This is a genomic window from Rhodobacter sp. JA431 (assembly GCF_900217725.1).
GTDB lineage: Bacteria > Pseudomonadota > Alphaproteobacteria > Rhodobacterales > Rhodobacteraceae > Rhodobacter > Rhodobacter aestuarii.
Genome location: NZ_OBMP01000001.1, coordinates 617,483 through 632,964, shown reverse-complemented (window position 1 = coordinate 632,964; position 15,482 = coordinate 617,483). Strand labels below are relative to the sequence as shown.

Below are 15,482 nucleotides of genomic sequence, written 5' to 3'. Positions count from 1 at the left end.
AACCATGACCGATTTCACCTATGACCTTGGCGTCGATGGCGTGGCCACCATCACTTGGGATGTGGTCGCCAAGTCGATGAATGTGATGAGCACGGAAGGTTTGATCCTGCTTGATCAGTTGATTGATCAAGCCTTGGCGGATGAAGCTTGCAAGGGCGTGATCATCACCTCGGCCAAGAAAGACTTCGCGGGCGGGATGGATCTGAACGTCATTGCGCAAATGCGTGCGGGTGGCGCGCAGGCGATGTTCGACGGAGTGATGCAATTGCATGGTGTGCTACGCAAGATCGAACGTGCGGGGATGGACCCTAAAACGCTCAAAGGTGGCAAGCCGATTGTGACGGTGCTGCCGGGAACGGCGCTGGGCATCGGGTTGGAACTGCCGCTCGCCACGCATCGGATCTTTGCGGCGGATAATCCGAAGGCCAAGATTGGCCTTCCCGAGATTATGGTGGGCATCTTCCCCGGCGGTGGCGGCACCACGCGGTTGGTGCGCAAAATGGGGGCAATGGCCGCCGCGCCCTTCTTGCTGGAAGGCAAGCTTTCCAACCCGAAAGCGGCGAAAGCGGCCGGGCTGATTGACGAGGTCTGCGAAGACCCGATGGCCGCCGCGCGAGACTGGGTTTTGACCGCGAAAGACGGCGATCTGGTCAAGCCGTGGGATGCCAAGGGGTATAAAATGCCCGGCGGCGCGCCCTATCATCCGGCGGGGTTCATGACCTTCTTGGGCGCCTCAGCGATGGTGCATGGTAAGACGATGGGGGTTTACCCCGCTGCCAAGGCGCTTTTGTCGGCTGTCTATGAAGGGGCGCTGGTGCCCTTTGATACCGCGCTCAAGATCGAGGCGCGTTGGTTCACAAATCTGCTGTTGAACCCGTCGTCTTCGGCGATGATCCGCTCGCTTTTCATCAACAAAGAAGCGCTCGAAAAAGGTGCGAACCGCCCGCAGGTCGAGGATCAATCGGTCAAGAAAGTCGGCATTTTGGGCGCGGGTATGATGGGTGCGGGGATCGCCTATGTCTCGGCCAATGCGGGCATTGAAGTGGTGCTGATCGACGCCAGCCAAGAGGCCGCGGATCGTGGCAAAAGCTATTCGACTGGCATTCTCGACAAGGGCATCCAACGCAAGAAGGTGACGGAAGAGAAAAAGGCCGAGGTGCTGGCTCGCATCACCGCCACCACCGATTATGCCGCGCTTGAAGGCTGCGATCTGATCGTGGAAGCGGTGTTTGAAGATCCGGGCGTGAAGGCCGAAGTCACCGCGAAAGCGGAGGCCGTGATCCCGGAAACGGCGATCTTTGCGACCAATACCTCCACCTTGCCGATCTCACACCTTGCCAAAGCCTCCAAACGGCCCGAGCAATTCATCGGCATCCACTTCTTCTCGCCCGTCGATAAGATGCTTTTGGTCGAGATCATCAAGGGGGAACAGACGGGCGATGTGGCCGTGGCGAAGGCGCTCGATTTCGTCCGCGCCATTCGCAAAACGCCGATCGTTGTGAATGATGCGCGCTTCTTCTACGCCAACCGCTGCATCATCCCCTACATCAATGAGGGCATTCGCATGGTGGCCGAGGGGGTGAACCCGGTGTTGGTGGAAAACGCCGCGAAGCTGGTGGGGATGCCGCTCGGCCCGCTGCAATTGGTCGATGAAACCTCGATTGATTTGGGTGTGAAAATCGCCAAAGCCACCAAAGCGGCGATGGGCGATGCCTATCCCGATGGCGCGGTGGATGAGGTGGTGTTCTGGATGGCCGATCAGGGCCGCTTGGGCAAAAAGGCCGATGCGGGTTTTTACAGCTATGCGGGTGGTAAGCGCGCGGGGCTGTGGGAGGGCTTGGCCGATCAATACCCCCGCGCCGAGGAGCAGCCCGAATTGACCGAGGTGCAGCACCGCTTGCTGATGGCGCAGGTGCTCGAAGCCGTGCGGGCCTTTGAACAAGGCGTGCTCACCGATATTCGCGAAGGCGATGTCGGCGCGATCTTGGGTTGGGGGTTCGCACCGTGGTCGGGCGGGCCGTTTGCCTGGCTTGATATCATCGGCGCGCCCCGCGCGGTGGAAATCTGCGAGGCGCTTGAAGCAGCCTATGGCCCGCGCTTCAACGCGCCCGCGCTTTTGCGCGACATTGCCGACAAGGGTGACAGTTTCTATGCGCGCTTCGGTGGCGGGCAGGCGGCGGCAGCGGCCTAACCTTTTGCAACGGCTGAAAGGGGCGGTGCTGCGGGCGCCGCCCCTTTTCCTTTGCGCCCCCGCAGCCTAGCTTGTGGGCAAAGGAGACCTCTCATGACCAATCCGCTTTTGGCGCCGGGCAAAGGCCCCTTCGCGCTGCCTGATTTCGCCCATATCACCGATGACGATTTCGCCCCCGCCTTTGAGGCGGCGCTTTCCGAGGCGCGTGCGAATATCGCCGCGATTGCCGAAACCCCTGATGCACCGAGCTTTGCCAACACCATTGACGCGATGGAACTGGCCGAGGCCACGCTGGACCGGGTCGCGGGCGTTTTTTACAACCTCTCGGGCGCGGATAGCACGCCTGCGCGCGAGGCATTGATGCGTGATCTGGCGCCGAAAATGGCGGCCTTTGCCTCTGAGGTCACAATGAACCGACCGTTGTTTGCGCGGATTGAAACCCTTTGGAATGCGCGCGACACGCTGGAGCTAACATGCGAACAGGCGCGTGTGTTGGAGCTTTACTACAAGATGTTCATCCGCTCTGGTGCGGCGCTGGAAGGGGCCGAGGCCGAGCGGATGACCGCGATTAAAGCGCTGTTGGCGGTGCTGTCGACCCAGTTTTCGCAAAACCTTCTGGCGGATGAGCGGGATTGGTTCCGCACCTTGGCTGAAGACGAGTTGGAAGGTCTGCCAGACTTCGTGGTTGAGGCAGCAAAAGCGGCGGGCGCGGAACGCGGCCAATCTGGCCCGGTGCTGACGCTGTCACGCTCGCTTATCGTGCCGTTTTTGCAATTCTCGCCACGCCGCGATTTGCGCGAGATCGCTTATGAGGCTTGGACTGCGCGCGGCGCGAATGGCGGTGAAACCGATAACCGCGCGCTTGCGGCCGAAATTCTGGCGCTGCGCGAGGAACGCGCGAAGCTCTTGGGGTACGAGAGTTTCGCTGCCTATAAGCTGGAACCCGAAATGGCGAAGGAACCTGCGCAAGTGCGCGAGTTGTTGATGCGCGTTTGGGAGCCCGCCAAAGCCGCGGCAGAGGCCGATGCCGCCAAACTGACCGAGATGCTGCAAGAAGATGGTCTCAACGGCGATCTAGAGGCATGGGATTGGCGCTATTATTCCGAAAAGCGTCGGGTGGCCGAGCATGATTTTGATGAAGCCGCGCTGAAACCTTACCTCTCGCTTGAGGCGATGCTGAACGCGGTCTTTGACACTGCCAACCGTTTGTTCGGGCTAGACTTCAAACCGCTCGACGGCCCGTTTTATCACCCGGATGTGCGCGGCTGGGAGGTTACGCGCGGCGGCAAACATATTGCGGTCTTCTTGGGGGACTATTTCGCGCGCGCCTCAAAGCGCTCGGGCGCGTGGTGTTCGGCGATGCGCTCGCAATCCAAGCTTGGGGGCGAAACGCGGCCCATCGTGGTCAATGTGTGCAACTTCGCCAAGGGTGACCCTTGCCTGCTCAGCTATGATGATGCGCGGACGCTTTTCCATGAATTTGGCCATGCCCTGCATCAGATGCTGTCGGATGTGACCTATCAATTCGTCTCTGGTACGTCTGTCGCGCGCGATTTCGTGGAACTGCCAAGCCAGCTTTATGAACATTGGATGGAAGTGCCCGAAGTGCTGCAAAAGCATGCGCGCCATTGGCAAACTGGCGCGGCGATGCCCGAAGCTTTGTTGCAAAAGCTGCTTGCCGCCAGCACCTATGATCAAGGATTTGCGACGGTGGAATTCATCGCCTCGGCTCTGGTGGACCTTGCCTTCCATGAAGGCGCAGCCCCCAAAGACCCGATGGCGAAGCAGGCGGAGGTTTTGGCCGAGATTGGCCTGCCCAAGGCCATTCGGATGCGCCACGCCACCCCGCATTTTGGGCACGTCTTCTCAGGCGATGGCTATTCCTCGGGCTATTACAGCTACATGTGGTCAGAGGTGATGGATGCTGACGCTTTTGCCGCGTTTGAAGAAGCGGGCAGCCCGTTTGATGAAGCGACCGCGAAGCGGTTGGAAGAGTGCATTCTTTCCGTTGGCGGCTCTGTGCCAGCCGATGCGGCTTGGATGGCGTTTCGCGGCAAAAAGCCCGGCGTTGAGCCGCTACTGAGGGGGCGCGGGCTTTTGGATGTCGCCTAAAGCGGCTTAACGATCTGGGCGCGGGGTGAGGGCAAAAACCAGCCCCGCGGCCACTGCCAACGTTGCGGCGGGATGTTCCGAAATCAACTTTGGGATGGTTTGCAGGGCAGTGTCGCTTAGCGCTGATTGTAAGGCGGCGGACCGGGCGGCCTGGGCGCGCGCCTTGGCACGCGCGTCGAGAACCGCCGTCACCGCCCACACAACCAACACGGCGAGTAGAGCCAAGCCCGCCAAAACAAGGGCGGACAAGGCCGGGCCAATCAGCGGCATCAGCGCAAACCAAAGCGCCACTGCTGCCGCCACATAGGCCGTAAGCCCAAAAACCGCGATCAGCCCGGTGCCAATCGCGGCGCGGCGCGCCTTGGCCACGGGCGGGGCAAACCCGCCCATCAGCGCGCCCAGAAGTTCGGGGGCTAGCTGTGCCAATTCGCGCATGATCTTAGCGCTTCATCAAAAGGGCTGCGAGAAAGCCGACACCTGCGGCTACACCAAGCGCAGCCATCGGGTTGGCGCGCACGCGGTCCTCGACCGCGCCTTCGGCATCAAGGAACCGCTCGCGCGCGATTTCGGCAGCTTTTGCGGACCGGTCGGCCAATTCGGCGCGCAACTCTTGCGCCTGTTCGGCCAATTTCTCGCCTCGCGTCGCGCCATAGTCGCGCGCGGTACGGCTCAACTCGGCCAGTTCGGCGCTGAGCTTTTCGATTTGCTCTTCAAGTTTCGCGACCTCGGCGGGAACCTTGCCATTCGAATTGGAAAGGGGTTGGGCGCTGGCCATGAAAGCCTCCTGTCTTTGGTTGCGGTTGTCGGATCAACGCAAACCAAGCCGGAAGAGTTCCCCTTAGCCGTGCCAGACATCCATGTGGATGATCACATCCGCTTGCGGATGGGCGTCCAAAATCGCGCGTTTCAGGCTTTTGGCAATCGCATGTGCGGCCTCTAGGCTTTGTTCGCCATCAAGTTCGATATGCAACTGCACAAAGAGTTTTGCGCCTGCGGTGCGGGTCTTGAGGTCATGGAACCCCCGCACGCCGGGCCAGATTTCTGCGATCTCGGCGATGCTTTTCACAATGCTGTCGGGGGCCGCGCGGTCCATCAGCGCGTGCCAGCTCGAGACAAAGATCTTGGACGCGCCGCGCAGCATGATCGCGGCGGCAATGATCGCAATCACGCTGTCGGCGCGGGTCCAGCCAAAGCGGGCCGAAAGCCAAAGCGCGAGCATCGCGCCAAGCGTGGGCAGCAAATCGCCCACGTAATGCAGCATGTCCGCTGCAACGACCTTATTGCCGGTGCGCGCGGCCACCCGGCGTTGCCAAAGAACGAGTGCAGCCGTCAGCAGTGCCGAAAGCGCCATAACGGCAATGCCAGCGCCTTCATCCGCAAGGACGGGCGGGGTGGTGGCAATCAACCGCTCCACCCCAGTCCACAGGATCGCGGCACCAGAAGCGGCTACGAAAATGGCTTGGCCAAGCGAGACCAGATCTTCAACCGAGGTATGGCCAAAGGAATGGTCTTCATCGGCGGGGCGGGCGGCATAGACAATCGCGATCAGCCCCGCCGCAGAGATCAGCAGATCAAGCGCCGAATCCGCCAAAGAGGCCGCGATGGACAGCGCCCCCGTTGCCCAAAGCGCCCAGAGCTTGAGCCCAACCAAAACCGCCGCGACAGAGACAGAGGCCGCCCCAGCAGACAAGTTCAGTTTTTGCGAGGGCGTAGAATAGGGCATGGCACGATTCGGCTGGCTGGCGTGGGAGCCCTGCCTATCTCAAGCGCGCGGCTCAGTCACGGATTTCATCGGGGGTAACGCCCCAGATTTTCTCCTTGGGCACCCAACCATCGGCATCGCCTGCCAAAATCTCACACCAATCGCGGTTGCAATCGCCGAGCCGGGCAATGGCCCCCATTTCCGCCAGTGCGACCACCGGGGCACGGGTATCGGCACGGGCATGCAATTCGGTCATGTCATCCTCGACAATCACCGTGCGCACACCCGACAGCAGCGAGTAATGCACCCAGCCGCCTGCCCCATCACGGTCTTCCACGCGGCGCCAGTGGCCGAATTCGGCGGTGATCCGAAGCGGCATGCCCGCATGTTTGAACACCCAATCAATACGATGCGAGAGCGAGGGACCGCGCCGGGCATTCCCCTCATCCCCCTTGAGCGAGACAAAGCGTGGCAGCGGCAAATTGGTGACTGGACCGCGGTCGGGTTGCGGGGAAACTTTCACTTCAGGCAGGGCATCACTGTCTTGTGCCATAGCGGGCGCCCCCGAAAGCCCCGCCAGTATAAGCAGCAAACAGGCGAAACCTGCCTTTTGCCTGCGCATCCGCGCAAGCGGCGCGCAAGAAAATTGCGCCAAAAGTCCAAAAAGCGTCATTTCTGCTCTCTCCGGGCCTTGTAACTTGCCCCTTTGGCGGTCAATTTGCACCCAAGTCAGACGCATTGGAAGAGAGGAGAGCCAACCATGCCCGCACCGCGGCTGAGTGTTGTCGTGACGCGACGGTTGCCCGAAGTCGTCGAGACCCGGATGAAAGAACTGTTCGACGTTGAACTGCGCGAAACCGATGCGCGGATGACGCGCGAGGAATTGGTCGCTGCGATGCATGATGCCGATGTGCTCGTGCCGACGCTGACCGATCATATTGATGCCAATATGCTCGCGCAGGCGGGCGACCGGTTGCGGCTGATTGCCAATTTCGGGGCCGGGGTGGACCATATTGACGTCGCCTCTGCGCGTTCGCGTAACGTGCTGGTCTCAAACACGCCGGGGGTGGTGACGGAGGACACCGCCGATATGGTGATGTCATTGATCCTTGGCGTGACGCGGCGTGTGCCCGAGGGGCTGGCGTTGATTAACCGAGGCGAGTGGCAGGGCTTTTCGCCCACCGCGCTTTTGGGCGGTCGCATCGGCGGGCGTCGGCTTGGCATCATCGGAATGGGCCGGATCGGTCAGGCGGTGGCGCGGCGCGCGGCGGCTTTTGGGATGCAAATCCACTACCACAACCGCCGCCGTTTGCGCCCTGAGACCGAGGCGGAGTTGCAGGCGACCTATTGGGAAAGCCTTGACCAGATGGTCGCGCGGATGGATGTGATCTCGGTCAACTGCCCGCATACGCCCTCGACCTTCCACCTGCTCAATGCGCGGCGGCTGAAGTTGATGAAGCCCACAGCGGTGATCGTGAACACTTCGCGCGGCGAAGTGATCGACGAAAATGCGCTGACGCGGGCGCTGAAAGCGGGGGAATTGGCGGGGGCCGGGCTTGATGTGTTTGAGCACGGGACCGAATTCAACCCTGTGCTGCGCGAAATGCCCAATGTCGTTCTTTTGCCGCATATGGGGTCTGCCACGATCGAGGGGCGGATTGAGATGGGCGAGAAAGTGATCTTGAACATCAAGACCTTCGCCGATGGCCACCGGCCGCCGGATTTGGTTGTGCCGGGCGTTCTTTGAAGCCTTGCCCAGAATGAACTGAAAACGGCGGTCCCGAGGGGCCGCCGTTTTCAGTTCAGGAGCTTTCGGGCTTTTACATCCGCACCTGCACGGCACCGCCGCCTTGCCCCTGCGTACTCACGGCTGCCAAAGATGCGGTGGAATAGCTGTTCTCGGCATTGGCCTCGGCCATGCGTTGTTCCATCTTTTGCGCAAGGTTGACGCGGGAGTTGGCTTTTGCCTCTGCATTCGAGGCTTCGATGCTTTGCTCGGTGATGCTGCGCTGCTTGGCCAACTGCTCGGTGACATCGGGTCGGGTTTGCGACAGGTCCACCTTGCCCAACTCGGTCGACTGGGCGATCATGTCGGTCAGTTCCGTGATCGTTGCCCCCGGTTTGCCACCCGCCTGCTGTTTGCGGATTTGCTCGACCGGGGTCGGCTCGCGCTGCTTCATTTCCGCAAGGTTTTCGGCGCCGATCTCTTTGCTCATCGCCAAGGCACCGGTTTTTTGCGTTTTCGCCTCGGCTGCAGCTTTCACAAGCGTTTCGGCGGCGGCGTTGGTGGGCAGGGAACGCCCCATGCGCGCAACCTCGGTGGGCGTGTTGCGTTTGCTCGCCGAACTTTCAGCGGCTTGCGCGTTTCCGCCTGCGGCCATAGCGGCAGCGGGGGTGGCACGGCGGGCCATCGCGGCACTTACCGAGGTGGCGGCGGAAGAGCTGGAAATCTGTCCATCGAAGGGCATGGCAAACTCGCTACGCAAGCGTGGGCTAATGTTTCGCCTTCCTTCTTACCGTAACTGTGCCCGCGTTTCACGCGAGAGCTTGTGAGTTGGTAAATTGCAGAGGTCGAGCGTGCGGTTGCGTCAGAGTGTCAGCCGGATGCTATGACCCCGTTGCGCCTCATGGCCCACCACGGCCAAAGAGAAGGTGGAATAGGCGCCCTGTGTCACGCTCATCCCGGTCATTTGCGACATCAGCGCCTCCATCGCGTCGCGGCCCCGGCTCATTTCGGAAACGCCAGCGGCCACAGAATCGACCGGGTTTGCGGCGGTGGCGATGCTTTCCAAAATCGCTTCGCGTCGGTTTGCGTCGACGCGCATTTCTGCAAGACGGCGGGCATCAGATTCGGTGGCGCCACTGTCTGCATCGAACAAGCTGCTCAAGTCGATGACCGTATCATTGCCGTCTTGTGTGGCGGCGCCAGCTTCGACGAGGCGACCAAGCAGCGCTTCCAGAACCGACTGGGCATTGGCATTTGTGACATGCGATTGCGCGTTCTCTAGGCCAGCTTGCGCGGCGCTAGAGCCTTGACCCGCAGTGTTTTCGGATTGCGATGCGTTGGTCTGCGCGGCCGAGGAAGCCGCGTTTTGTTGCGCCCCGGCCAGAACGGCAGTGGTGTCGCTCGTTTCAGTCTGCGCATTGGTGCCGCTTTCTGCACCGCTTTGCCCTGACAACATTGATTCGACCGCCAAACCCACTTGGCCAAGCCCCTCGGTTTGCGGGGCCGGGGACGCGGGTTCGGTCGCCGCAGTCGGGGTTGTCTTTGCCGGGCTTTGTGAAGACGCCGATGATTGGGAGGATTGGCTTTGGCCATAGCCCTGCCCAGACAGGATCATATGCAAAAGTGCTGAAACATAGCCGAGAATAGACATGGCGGGACTCGCTGGGAATTGTGTCAAATTGTTTGTACCGCGCCCGGGCCGCCGATTCACGCGGAAGCTTACGAATTGGTAAACCCCTGCGGCTCAGGCGGCATGCCAATTCACCACCGCGTGGGTATGTCGCTTTTCGCTGCCAAATGTCGGGCACGCTTGTCCGAAGCCCGGTCAAACTGCCACAACGGGGAAAACCCCCTTCAGGAGAGTCCGATGAAAACCCATGTCAAAGCTCTGGTCGTCGGCGGCGGTGCCGTTGGCTGCTCGGTCGCCTATCACCTCGCGAAAGCGGGCTGGGAGACGATGCTGGTGGAACGCGATGAGCTGACCTCGGGCTCGACGTGGCACGCCGCGGGTCTGCTGCCGCTCTTCAACATGAGCTATGCCACGACCCACATCCACAAATACTCGGTGGATTTCTACAAAACGCTGGAAGCCGAAACCGGGCTCAATGCTGGCTTTTCGATCTGCGGCAACCTGCGTATGGCGCAGACGCAAGAGCGGATGGACGAATACATGCTCTATTCGTCGGTCGCGGAAACGGCTGGCGTCTACCATGAGTTTCTGACGCCCGCGCAAATGAAAGAGCGCTGGCCGCTTCTGAACACCGAAGATCTGCGCGGCGCGCTGTTCCATCCGCAAGACGGCTACATCAACCCCGCCGACGTGACCCAAGCGATGGCCAAGGGTGCGCGTCAGCGCGGCGTGGACATTGTCCGCAAGCTGCAAGTGAACGCCTATAAGTGGACCGGCTCGGAATGGATCGTCACGCTTGAAAAGATGGTCGAAAAGGGCGGCAACCTCGTTGGTTCCGGCGAGATGATCGACGTGCATGCCGAACATGTGGTCACTGCGACGGGCAACCACGCGCAGCGCACCGCGCGGCTTTTGGGCATCAAAATCCCGGCGATCCCGGTCGAGCACCAATTCATCGTCACCGAGCCCGATCCGATGCTGGTCAAATGGCGCGCCGAGGGCAACCCGGAGCACCCGGTGCTGCGCGATTCGGATTCGAAATGGTATGTCCGCGAAGAGCGTGGCGGCTGGATCTTGGGCCCCTATGAGCGTGGCGCCCCGGCGCGGTTCCTTTACGATGTGCCGGAAACCTTCCGCGCCGACCTCTTCCCGCTCGATCTGGAGCGGATCGAAGAAGAATATATGTCGATGATCCACCGCCTGCCGACCTCGGAAACCGTGGGTCTGAAAGACGATTTCAACGGCCCGATCTGCTACACCCCCGATGGCAACCCGCTGGTTGGTCCGGCGCCGGGCCTGCGCAACATGTGGCTGGCCGAAGGGTTCTCGTTCGGCATCACCGCGGCGGGCGGCACGGGCTACTATCTCGCCCAGATGATGGTCGAGGGCGAAGCCGAGATCGACATGGCGAGCCTTGATCCCAAGCGTTACGGCTCGTGGATGACCACCGAATATGCGGCACGCAAGAACGAAGAATGCTACGAGCACGTCTTCATTTTGCACCACCCGGACGAAGAGCGCGAAGCCTGCCGTCCGCTGCGCACCGCCCCCGCCTATGACCGCCAGCTCGCGCTTGGCGCGCAAATGGGGCAGGTGAACGGCTGGGAACGCCCGAACTATTATGGCCCGGTCGATGCGCCGGCGGACTTTGACCACAATTCGCGCAGCTTCCGCCGTGGCGGCTGGTGGCAATATGCCAAGGCTGAGGCTGAAGCCGTGCGCGAAACCTGCGGGATCATTGATGCCTCCGCCTTCACCAAGCACCTTGTGCGTGGCCCCGGCGCGACCGCCTTCCTTGACCACTTCACCTGCAACAAACTGCCGAAAGTGGGCCGGATCAACCTGACCTACGCGCTAACCGATGCGGGCACCACCCGCACGGAATACACGATCGTGCGTTTGGCCGAGGATGAATACTACCTGATCTCGGCAGGCGCTTGGACGGCCTATGACGCCGACTTCCTCAAGCAATCGGCCGAGGATTTCATCGCCAATGGCGGTGGTTATATCGACATTCATGATGTCACCACGCAATGGGGCGTCTATGCGCTCGCGGGCCCGACCGCGCGTGCGCTGCTCAATGAAATCGTCAAAGATGCGGCGCCCGAAACGGTGCTGAGCAACAAACGCTTCCCATGGCTGAGCTATCGCGACATCGAACTGGGCATGTGCCCGGTGCGTGCGGTGCGCGTGGCATATACCGGCGAATTGGGCTGGGAGCTTCACTTCCCGGTCGAGTTTGGCCGCTACCTGTGGGATCTGATCTGGTCTGTGGGCGAGAAGCACGGGCTGAAACCGGTCGGCGCGCGCGCGCAAAACTGGCTGCGTCAGGAAAAATCCTACCGCGCCTTCGGCAACGAATTGGGGCGCGACGCGACGCCGATGGAAGCCGGGCTCGACCGCTTCATTGATCTGGGCAAAGAGTTCCGTGGCAAGCAAGCGATGATCGACACCGGCATCCGCGCGAAATGCGTGACGTTGCTGATCGACGGGCCGGAAGATTGCGACCCGTGGGGCAAAGAAGCGATCTTGTCGGATGGCGAAAAGGTTGGCCGTCTGACCTCGGGCGGCTGGTCTGTCGCTTTCGGCAAACAGATCGGCATGGGCTATGTCCGCCCCGATCTGGCCGAGGTCGGCACCAAGCTCAAAGTGAAGATGCTGCTGCAAGAATGGGACGCGGTTGTGGCCGAAGACAGCCCGCATGACCCGACCAACGCGCGCATCCGCATCGACGGCTAAGCGCTTTCACATGAACAAACTGCGGGGCGGGGGGCAACCTCTGCCCCGTTTGCTTTTGGCCGAGGCCTTTTCATCTTGCCGTCAATATCCCGGGGGTCTGGGGGCCGCGCCCCCAGCGTGGCTTATTGCGCGCGCCCGGCAAGCCAGTTGGCCCAGCCCTCGCGCGAGCCGCCAAAGGCGTTCAGATCCACTGTGCCGCCAATGCCGGGCACCACCCCGGTGCCGGAATATTGCCAAAAGCTCCAGCGTTCATTGGGATATTTCTCCGATGGATGCGCCGTGACGGTGCGCAGCCAAAACTCTACGCCCGCCATCTGGCCAAGGTCATTATCGGCGTAGAATTTGGGGTCGGTATAAACGACCGGCTGGGTGCCGTAATGCGCCTCAAGCGCGTTGAGGAAAACGCGCATTTCCGCGCGCACGGTGGCGGCTGGCGGGCGCAGCTGACAGGTCGGGGAGGTGTGGTTCCATTCGATATCCAGCACTGGCGGCAGGTCGCCCTTGTGCTTGGGCACATTGCGGATGAACCAATCGGCCTGCTCAATTGCCGGGCGGCAGAAATAGTAGAAATGATAGGCCCCGACGGCGACGCCGGCAGCCCGCGCGCCTCCGGCATTGGCGCTAAAGCCGGGGTCGATATGATCGCCGCCCTCGGTCGCTTTGAGCCATGCAAATTCTACGCCATTGGCATGGGCTGTGCGCCAATCAATCTTGCCTTGGTAGCGGGCGGCATCAATGCCATGCACCGGATAGCTGGCAGGGGTTCGACCTTCCCAAGGATGTGGGTCTGTGTCGCCAAAGCGTGGGGGTAGACCGGGCGCGCGGTAATCGGCCGCCACCAGAGGCGCGGGGGCCATCAGCTCAGTGCGGACTGGGCCAGAGCCCGGGCCGCAGCCCCACAATGCCAGACAAACCAACCCTGTCGTAGAGACCCAACCAAACCGCATTGCAGCCCTCCCTTGGCGCGTTTTGGGAAGGGTGACGCAAAAGCGCCCAGCTGTCACGCGGCAGCCGGGCGCTATGGAAAGGCTCAAGAGGACGTGATCGCAGGACCGTGGTCAGCGGCGGGGGCCGAAATCATCGGGTGTAATCACGCCATCGCCGTTCATGTCGCGCATGGCAAACCAATCCTTGGTGCCATCGACAAATTCGAGCTTGGTCACTTTGGCATCGCGGTTGCGATCAAAGCGCATCATCTCATCTTCGGCGGCGGCAAAGAAGCCCGAGCCTTGCATCGCGGAGCCCGGCCCCATGCCTTGGCCACGCATGGGTTGGCCCTGCGGGCCCTGACCTTGCATGCCACGCCCTTGCGGCCCCATGCCTTGCGGGCCACGGCCTTGCTGTTGCGCCATCATGCCTTGACCACGCCCTTGGCCCTGACCGGGGCCCATGCCGCGCCCCTGCGGTTGCATACCGGGTTGCATGCCTTGCCCCATGCCACGGCGCGGTTGCATCTGTTGGCCTTGCGGAGGGGCCATACCTTGCGCGCGCATCCCTTGGCCCGGTTGCATCCCTTCGGGCATCTGATGGCCGGGGCCCATGCCCGCATCGAGTTGGGCAAGTTTAAACTCATCAATGCCCTTAAGTTCCTCGGGCGAGAAGCTGCCGTTTTCATCTTCATCGAACATGGTGAAAATGTCGGAGCGATGTTCGCGGGCTTCGTCCAGCGTGACCTGACCATCGCTATCAAGATCCCACATCAGCATGAATTCTTGTCCCGGCACGACCGGTTCGGGGGCGTCTTGGGCGAGCGCGGGTACCGAGCCAGCAACAAGGGCAAGGGCGGCGGTGAAGGTGATCAGGCGTTTCATCGGACGATCCTTTCGTTCCAAGATTGCCTGAAAAACGCGCAGGCCCGCAACTTCCGTCGCGGGCCTGCCTAAATCACGGCGATGTGAAATTAGCCTTGGGTGCTGTCGGCGGCCAATTCATCCCAGCAAGCCAGCGCATGGGCGGCATACATCATGGCGGGGCCACCGCCCATTTGGATCGCCACGGCGCAGATATCGGAAAGCTCTTCGCGGGTGCCGCCCGCGCGCATCAGCGCGGAAACGTGGAAATTTACGCAAGGCTCGCAGCGGATCACAATCCCCATCGCCACGGCGAGCCATTCTTTTTGGCGTTTATCCAGCGTGCCGTTTTCGGTGATCGCCTTTTCCATCGCACCAAAGCCGCGCATCGCATCGGGGATCGCTTTGCTCATCACGCGCAATTCGGCGCGTTGGTCTTCCATCTTTTGTTTGTAGCTCATGGGAGGTCTCCTTTTGGCGCTACATGAGTATTCATAGATTGGAATGTCAACCAAAACGCTTGGGATCAAGCGCAGAGAGGATCGCGGCTTCGACTGATGGCACGCGCCCCCCAATGAGATCCGTCACCAGTTCCGCCGCCGCGGGCGCGCTTTGGAACCCATAGCCGCCTTGTCCCGCGAGCCAGAAGAAGCTGGGATCTTTGGCGTCAAAGCCAATCACCGGGGCACGGTCGGGCGCGAAGGTGCGCAAGCCCGCCCAATTGGCCAAAAGCCGGGTGACAGGTTCGGTCACGGCTTCTTCGTAGCGCGCCAAGCCCTCGGCCAGCACCATATCATCGGCCCATGCGTCATGCGGTTCAACCGGGTCTTCCTCGGCGGGGGAGACGATCAGAGCGCCTGCGTCGGGCTTGCAATACCAATCTTCCGCGCCGCCAATCACCATCGGCCAGCGGCTGACATCATGGCCGCCGGGGGCCGGGATGCGCGCCATGGAACGGCGCAGCGCCTTAAAGCCCAAGGGCGTTACGCCTGCCATCTGCGCGACTTCATCTACCCAAGCACCGGCGGCATTGATCAGCAGTTTAGCGGTGAATGTCTCGCCCCCAGCCTCAACCTCCCAGCCGCCTTCAAGGCGCGTGATGCGGGTCGCTTTGGCTTTGGTGCGGATGCTAGCACCTGCGGCGCGCGCTTCGCGGGCGTAGGCCTGCACCAGCGCATCGGTATCAATGTCCCACGCATGTTCGGCATAGCCCGCGAAGGTCACCGTTTTGGGGTTCAAGATCGGAAACAACGCTTGCGCCTCGGTGAAGCTGAGCTTTGCGACCTCAAACGCCGCTGCCTGTTTGTTGAACCGCGCCTCATGCTCCAGCCCGTCGACAATCATGAAACCCCGGTCGCTGAGAAGACCCGAGCCGTGATAGAAATCGCCCGAAGCAAGCGAAAGCGCCACCACCGCCGGGTTGCCATAGCGCGGTTCGTAAAGCGCCGCAGAGCGCGAAGAGGCGTGATGGGCCAGATGGTCTTCCGTCTCAAGCAGCGTCAGGCTGCCCAAGGGCGCAAGCCGGGCCGCTGCGGAAAGACCCGCGATACCGCCCCCAAGGATAAGGAAATCGTTTTGCATGGGCGCACGCT

The 15,482-nt window shown here is 61.4% G+C and carries 14 protein-coding genes; 4 read left to right on the top strand and 10 right to left on the bottom strand.

All coding sequences use genetic code 11. The features are described 5' to 3' along the window. Nucleotides 1–4: 4 nt before the first annotated feature. A complete protein-coding gene (locus tag CRO18_RS02715; protein ID WP_097080969.1) occupies nucleotides 5–2,191 on the top strand; it encodes a 3-hydroxyacyl-CoA dehydrogenase NAD-binding domain-containing protein in 2,187 nt (728 codons plus the stop codon). Nucleotides 2,192–2,284: 93 nt separating this feature from the next. Next, nucleotides 2,285–4,303, top strand: a complete 2,019-nt coding sequence (locus CRO18_RS02710) for a M3 family metallopeptidase (protein WP_097080968.1) — start codon at nucleotides 2,285–2,287, stop codon at nucleotides 4,301–4,303. 6 nt (nucleotides 4,304–4,309) lie between these two features. Here CRO18_RS02710 and CRO18_RS02705 read toward each other — a convergent pair whose 3' ends face one another. From CRO18_RS02705 to CRO18_RS02690, 4 genes are all read right to left on the bottom strand, one after another. Then, entirely contained in the window at nucleotides 4,310–4,738 is a 429-nt protein-coding gene (locus CRO18_RS02705) for a hypothetical protein (RefSeq protein WP_097080967.1), read from the bottom strand. Between the two features lie 4 nt (nucleotides 4,739–4,742). Beyond that, the gene (locus CRO18_RS02700; protein ID WP_097080966.1) at nucleotides 4,743–5,078 is read right to left on the bottom strand and encodes a YqjD family protein; all 336 of its coding nucleotides are present in this window, start codon (nucleotides 5,076–5,078) and stop codon (nucleotides 4,743–4,745) included. Nucleotides 5,079–5,141: 63 nt separating this feature from the next. Next, the gene (locus tag CRO18_RS02695; protein ID WP_097080965.1) at nucleotides 5,142–6,026 is read right to left on the bottom strand and encodes a cation diffusion facilitator family transporter; all 885 of its coding nucleotides are present in this window, start codon (nucleotides 6,024–6,026) and stop codon (nucleotides 5,142–5,144) included. Between the two features lie 52 nt (nucleotides 6,027–6,078). Continuing rightward, nucleotides 6,079–6,558 (bottom strand): SH3 domain-containing protein, encoded by a 480-nt coding sequence (locus tag CRO18_RS02690; protein ID WP_076485303.1) that lies wholly within the window; start codon nucleotides 6,556–6,558, stop codon nucleotides 6,079–6,081. A gap of 207 nt (nucleotides 6,559–6,765) precedes the next feature. Here CRO18_RS02690 and CRO18_RS02685 point away from each other — a divergent pair, with 207 nt between their 5' ends. Next, nucleotides 6,766–7,752, top strand: a complete 987-nt coding sequence (locus CRO18_RS02685) for a D-glycerate dehydrogenase (protein WP_076485220.1) — start codon at nucleotides 6,766–6,768, stop codon at nucleotides 7,750–7,752. Between the two features lie 73 nt (nucleotides 7,753–7,825). On the opposite strand, the gene CRO18_RS02680 is transcribed toward CRO18_RS02685, so the two are convergent. After that, on the bottom strand, nucleotides 7,826–8,473 hold the full coding sequence (locus CRO18_RS02680) for a hypothetical protein (protein ID WP_097080964.1): 648 nt from the start codon (nucleotides 8,471–8,473) through the stop codon (nucleotides 7,826–7,828). A gap of 120 nt (nucleotides 8,474–8,593) precedes the next feature. Beyond that, entirely contained in the window at nucleotides 8,594–9,382 is a 789-nt protein-coding gene (locus CRO18_RS02675) for a hypothetical protein (RefSeq protein WP_097080963.1), read from the bottom strand. Nucleotides 9,383–9,598: 216 nt separating this feature from the next. Here CRO18_RS02675 and CRO18_RS02670 point away from each other — a divergent pair, with 216 nt between their 5' ends. Continuing rightward, on the top strand, nucleotides 9,599–12,100 hold the full coding sequence (locus CRO18_RS02670; RefSeq protein ID WP_097080962.1) for an FAD-dependent oxidoreductase: 2,502 nt from the start codon (nucleotides 9,599–9,601) through the stop codon (nucleotides 12,098–12,100). Between the two features lie 122 nt (nucleotides 12,101–12,222). Here the strand turns inward: CRO18_RS02670 and CRO18_RS02665 are convergent, their stop codons facing one another. The 4 genes from CRO18_RS02665 to CRO18_RS02650 form a co-directional block, all read right to left on the bottom strand. Next, a complete protein-coding gene (locus tag CRO18_RS02665; protein ID WP_097081103.1) occupies nucleotides 12,223–12,957 on the bottom strand; it encodes a GH25 family lysozyme in 735 nt (244 codons plus the stop codon). A 201-nt stretch (nucleotides 12,958–13,158) separates the two neighbouring features. Next, nucleotides 13,159–13,911 (bottom strand): hypothetical protein, encoded by a 753-nt coding sequence (locus CRO18_RS02660; protein WP_097080961.1) that lies wholly within the window; start codon nucleotides 13,909–13,911, stop codon nucleotides 13,159–13,161. A gap of 89 nt (nucleotides 13,912–14,000) precedes the next feature. Next, nucleotides 14,001–14,351 carry a carboxymuconolactone decarboxylase family protein gene (locus CRO18_RS02655; RefSeq protein WP_097080960.1) on the bottom strand — a complete coding sequence of 117 codons (351 nt, stop codon included), beginning with the start codon at nucleotides 14,349–14,351 and terminating at the stop codon, nucleotides 14,001–14,003. 46 nt (nucleotides 14,352–14,397) lie between these two features. After that, on the bottom strand, nucleotides 14,398–15,471 hold the full coding sequence (locus CRO18_RS02650; RefSeq protein ID WP_097080959.1) for an FAD-binding oxidoreductase: 1,074 nt from the start codon (nucleotides 15,469–15,471) through the stop codon (nucleotides 14,398–14,400). Between the last annotated feature and the right edge of the window lie 11 nt (nucleotides 15,472–15,482).

What these genes read in the sequence shown, in the direction of transcription:
- CRO18_RS02715 (WP_097080969.1), top strand. Translation starts at nt 5, where the DNA reads ATGACCGATTTCACCTATGACCTTGGCGTCGATGGCGTGGCCACCATC.
- CRO18_RS02710 (WP_097080968.1), top strand. Translation starts at nt 2,285, where the DNA reads ATGACCAATCCGCTTTTGGCGCCGGGCAAAGGCCCCTTCGCGCTGCCT.
- CRO18_RS02705 (WP_097080967.1), bottom strand. Translation starts at nt 4,738, where the DNA reads ATGCGCGAATTGGCACAGCTAGCCCCCGAACTTCTGGGCGCGCTGATG.
- CRO18_RS02700 (WP_097080966.1), bottom strand. Translation starts at nt 5,078, where the DNA reads ATGGCCAGCGCCCAACCCCTTTCCAATTCGAATGGCAAGGTTCCCGCC.
- CRO18_RS02695 (WP_097080965.1), bottom strand. Translation starts at nt 6,026, where the DNA reads ATGCCCTATTCTACGCCCTCGCAAAAACTGAACTTGTCTGCTGGGGCG.
- CRO18_RS02690 (WP_076485303.1), bottom strand. Translation starts at nt 6,558, where the DNA reads ATGGCACAAGACAGTGATGCCCTGCCTGAAGTGAAAGTTTCCCCGCAA.
- CRO18_RS02685 (WP_076485220.1), top strand. Translation starts at nt 6,766, where the DNA reads ATGCCCGCACCGCGGCTGAGTGTTGTCGTGACGCGACGGTTGCCCGAA.
- CRO18_RS02680 (WP_097080964.1), bottom strand. Translation starts at nt 8,473, where the DNA reads ATGCCCTTCGATGGACAGATTTCCAGCTCTTCCGCCGCCACCTCGGTA.
- CRO18_RS02675 (WP_097080963.1), bottom strand. Translation starts at nt 9,382, where the DNA reads ATGTCTATTCTCGGCTATGTTTCAGCACTTTTGCATATGATCCTGTCT.
- CRO18_RS02670 (WP_097080962.1), top strand. Translation starts at nt 9,599, where the DNA reads ATGAAAACCCATGTCAAAGCTCTGGTCGTCGGCGGCGGTGCCGTTGGC.
- CRO18_RS02665 (WP_097081103.1), bottom strand. Translation starts at nt 12,957, where the DNA reads ATGGCCCCCGCGCCTCTGGTGGCGGCCGATTACCGCGCGCCCGGTCTA.
- CRO18_RS02660 (WP_097080961.1), bottom strand. Translation starts at nt 13,911, where the DNA reads ATGAAACGCCTGATCACCTTCACCGCCGCCCTTGCCCTTGTTGCTGGC.
- CRO18_RS02655 (WP_097080960.1), bottom strand. Translation starts at nt 14,351, where the DNA reads ATGAGCTACAAACAAAAGATGGAAGACCAACGCGCCGAATTGCGCGTG.
- CRO18_RS02650 (WP_097080959.1), bottom strand. Translation starts at nt 15,471, where the DNA reads ATGCAAAACGATTTCCTTATCCTTGGGGGCGGTATCGCGGGTCTTTCC.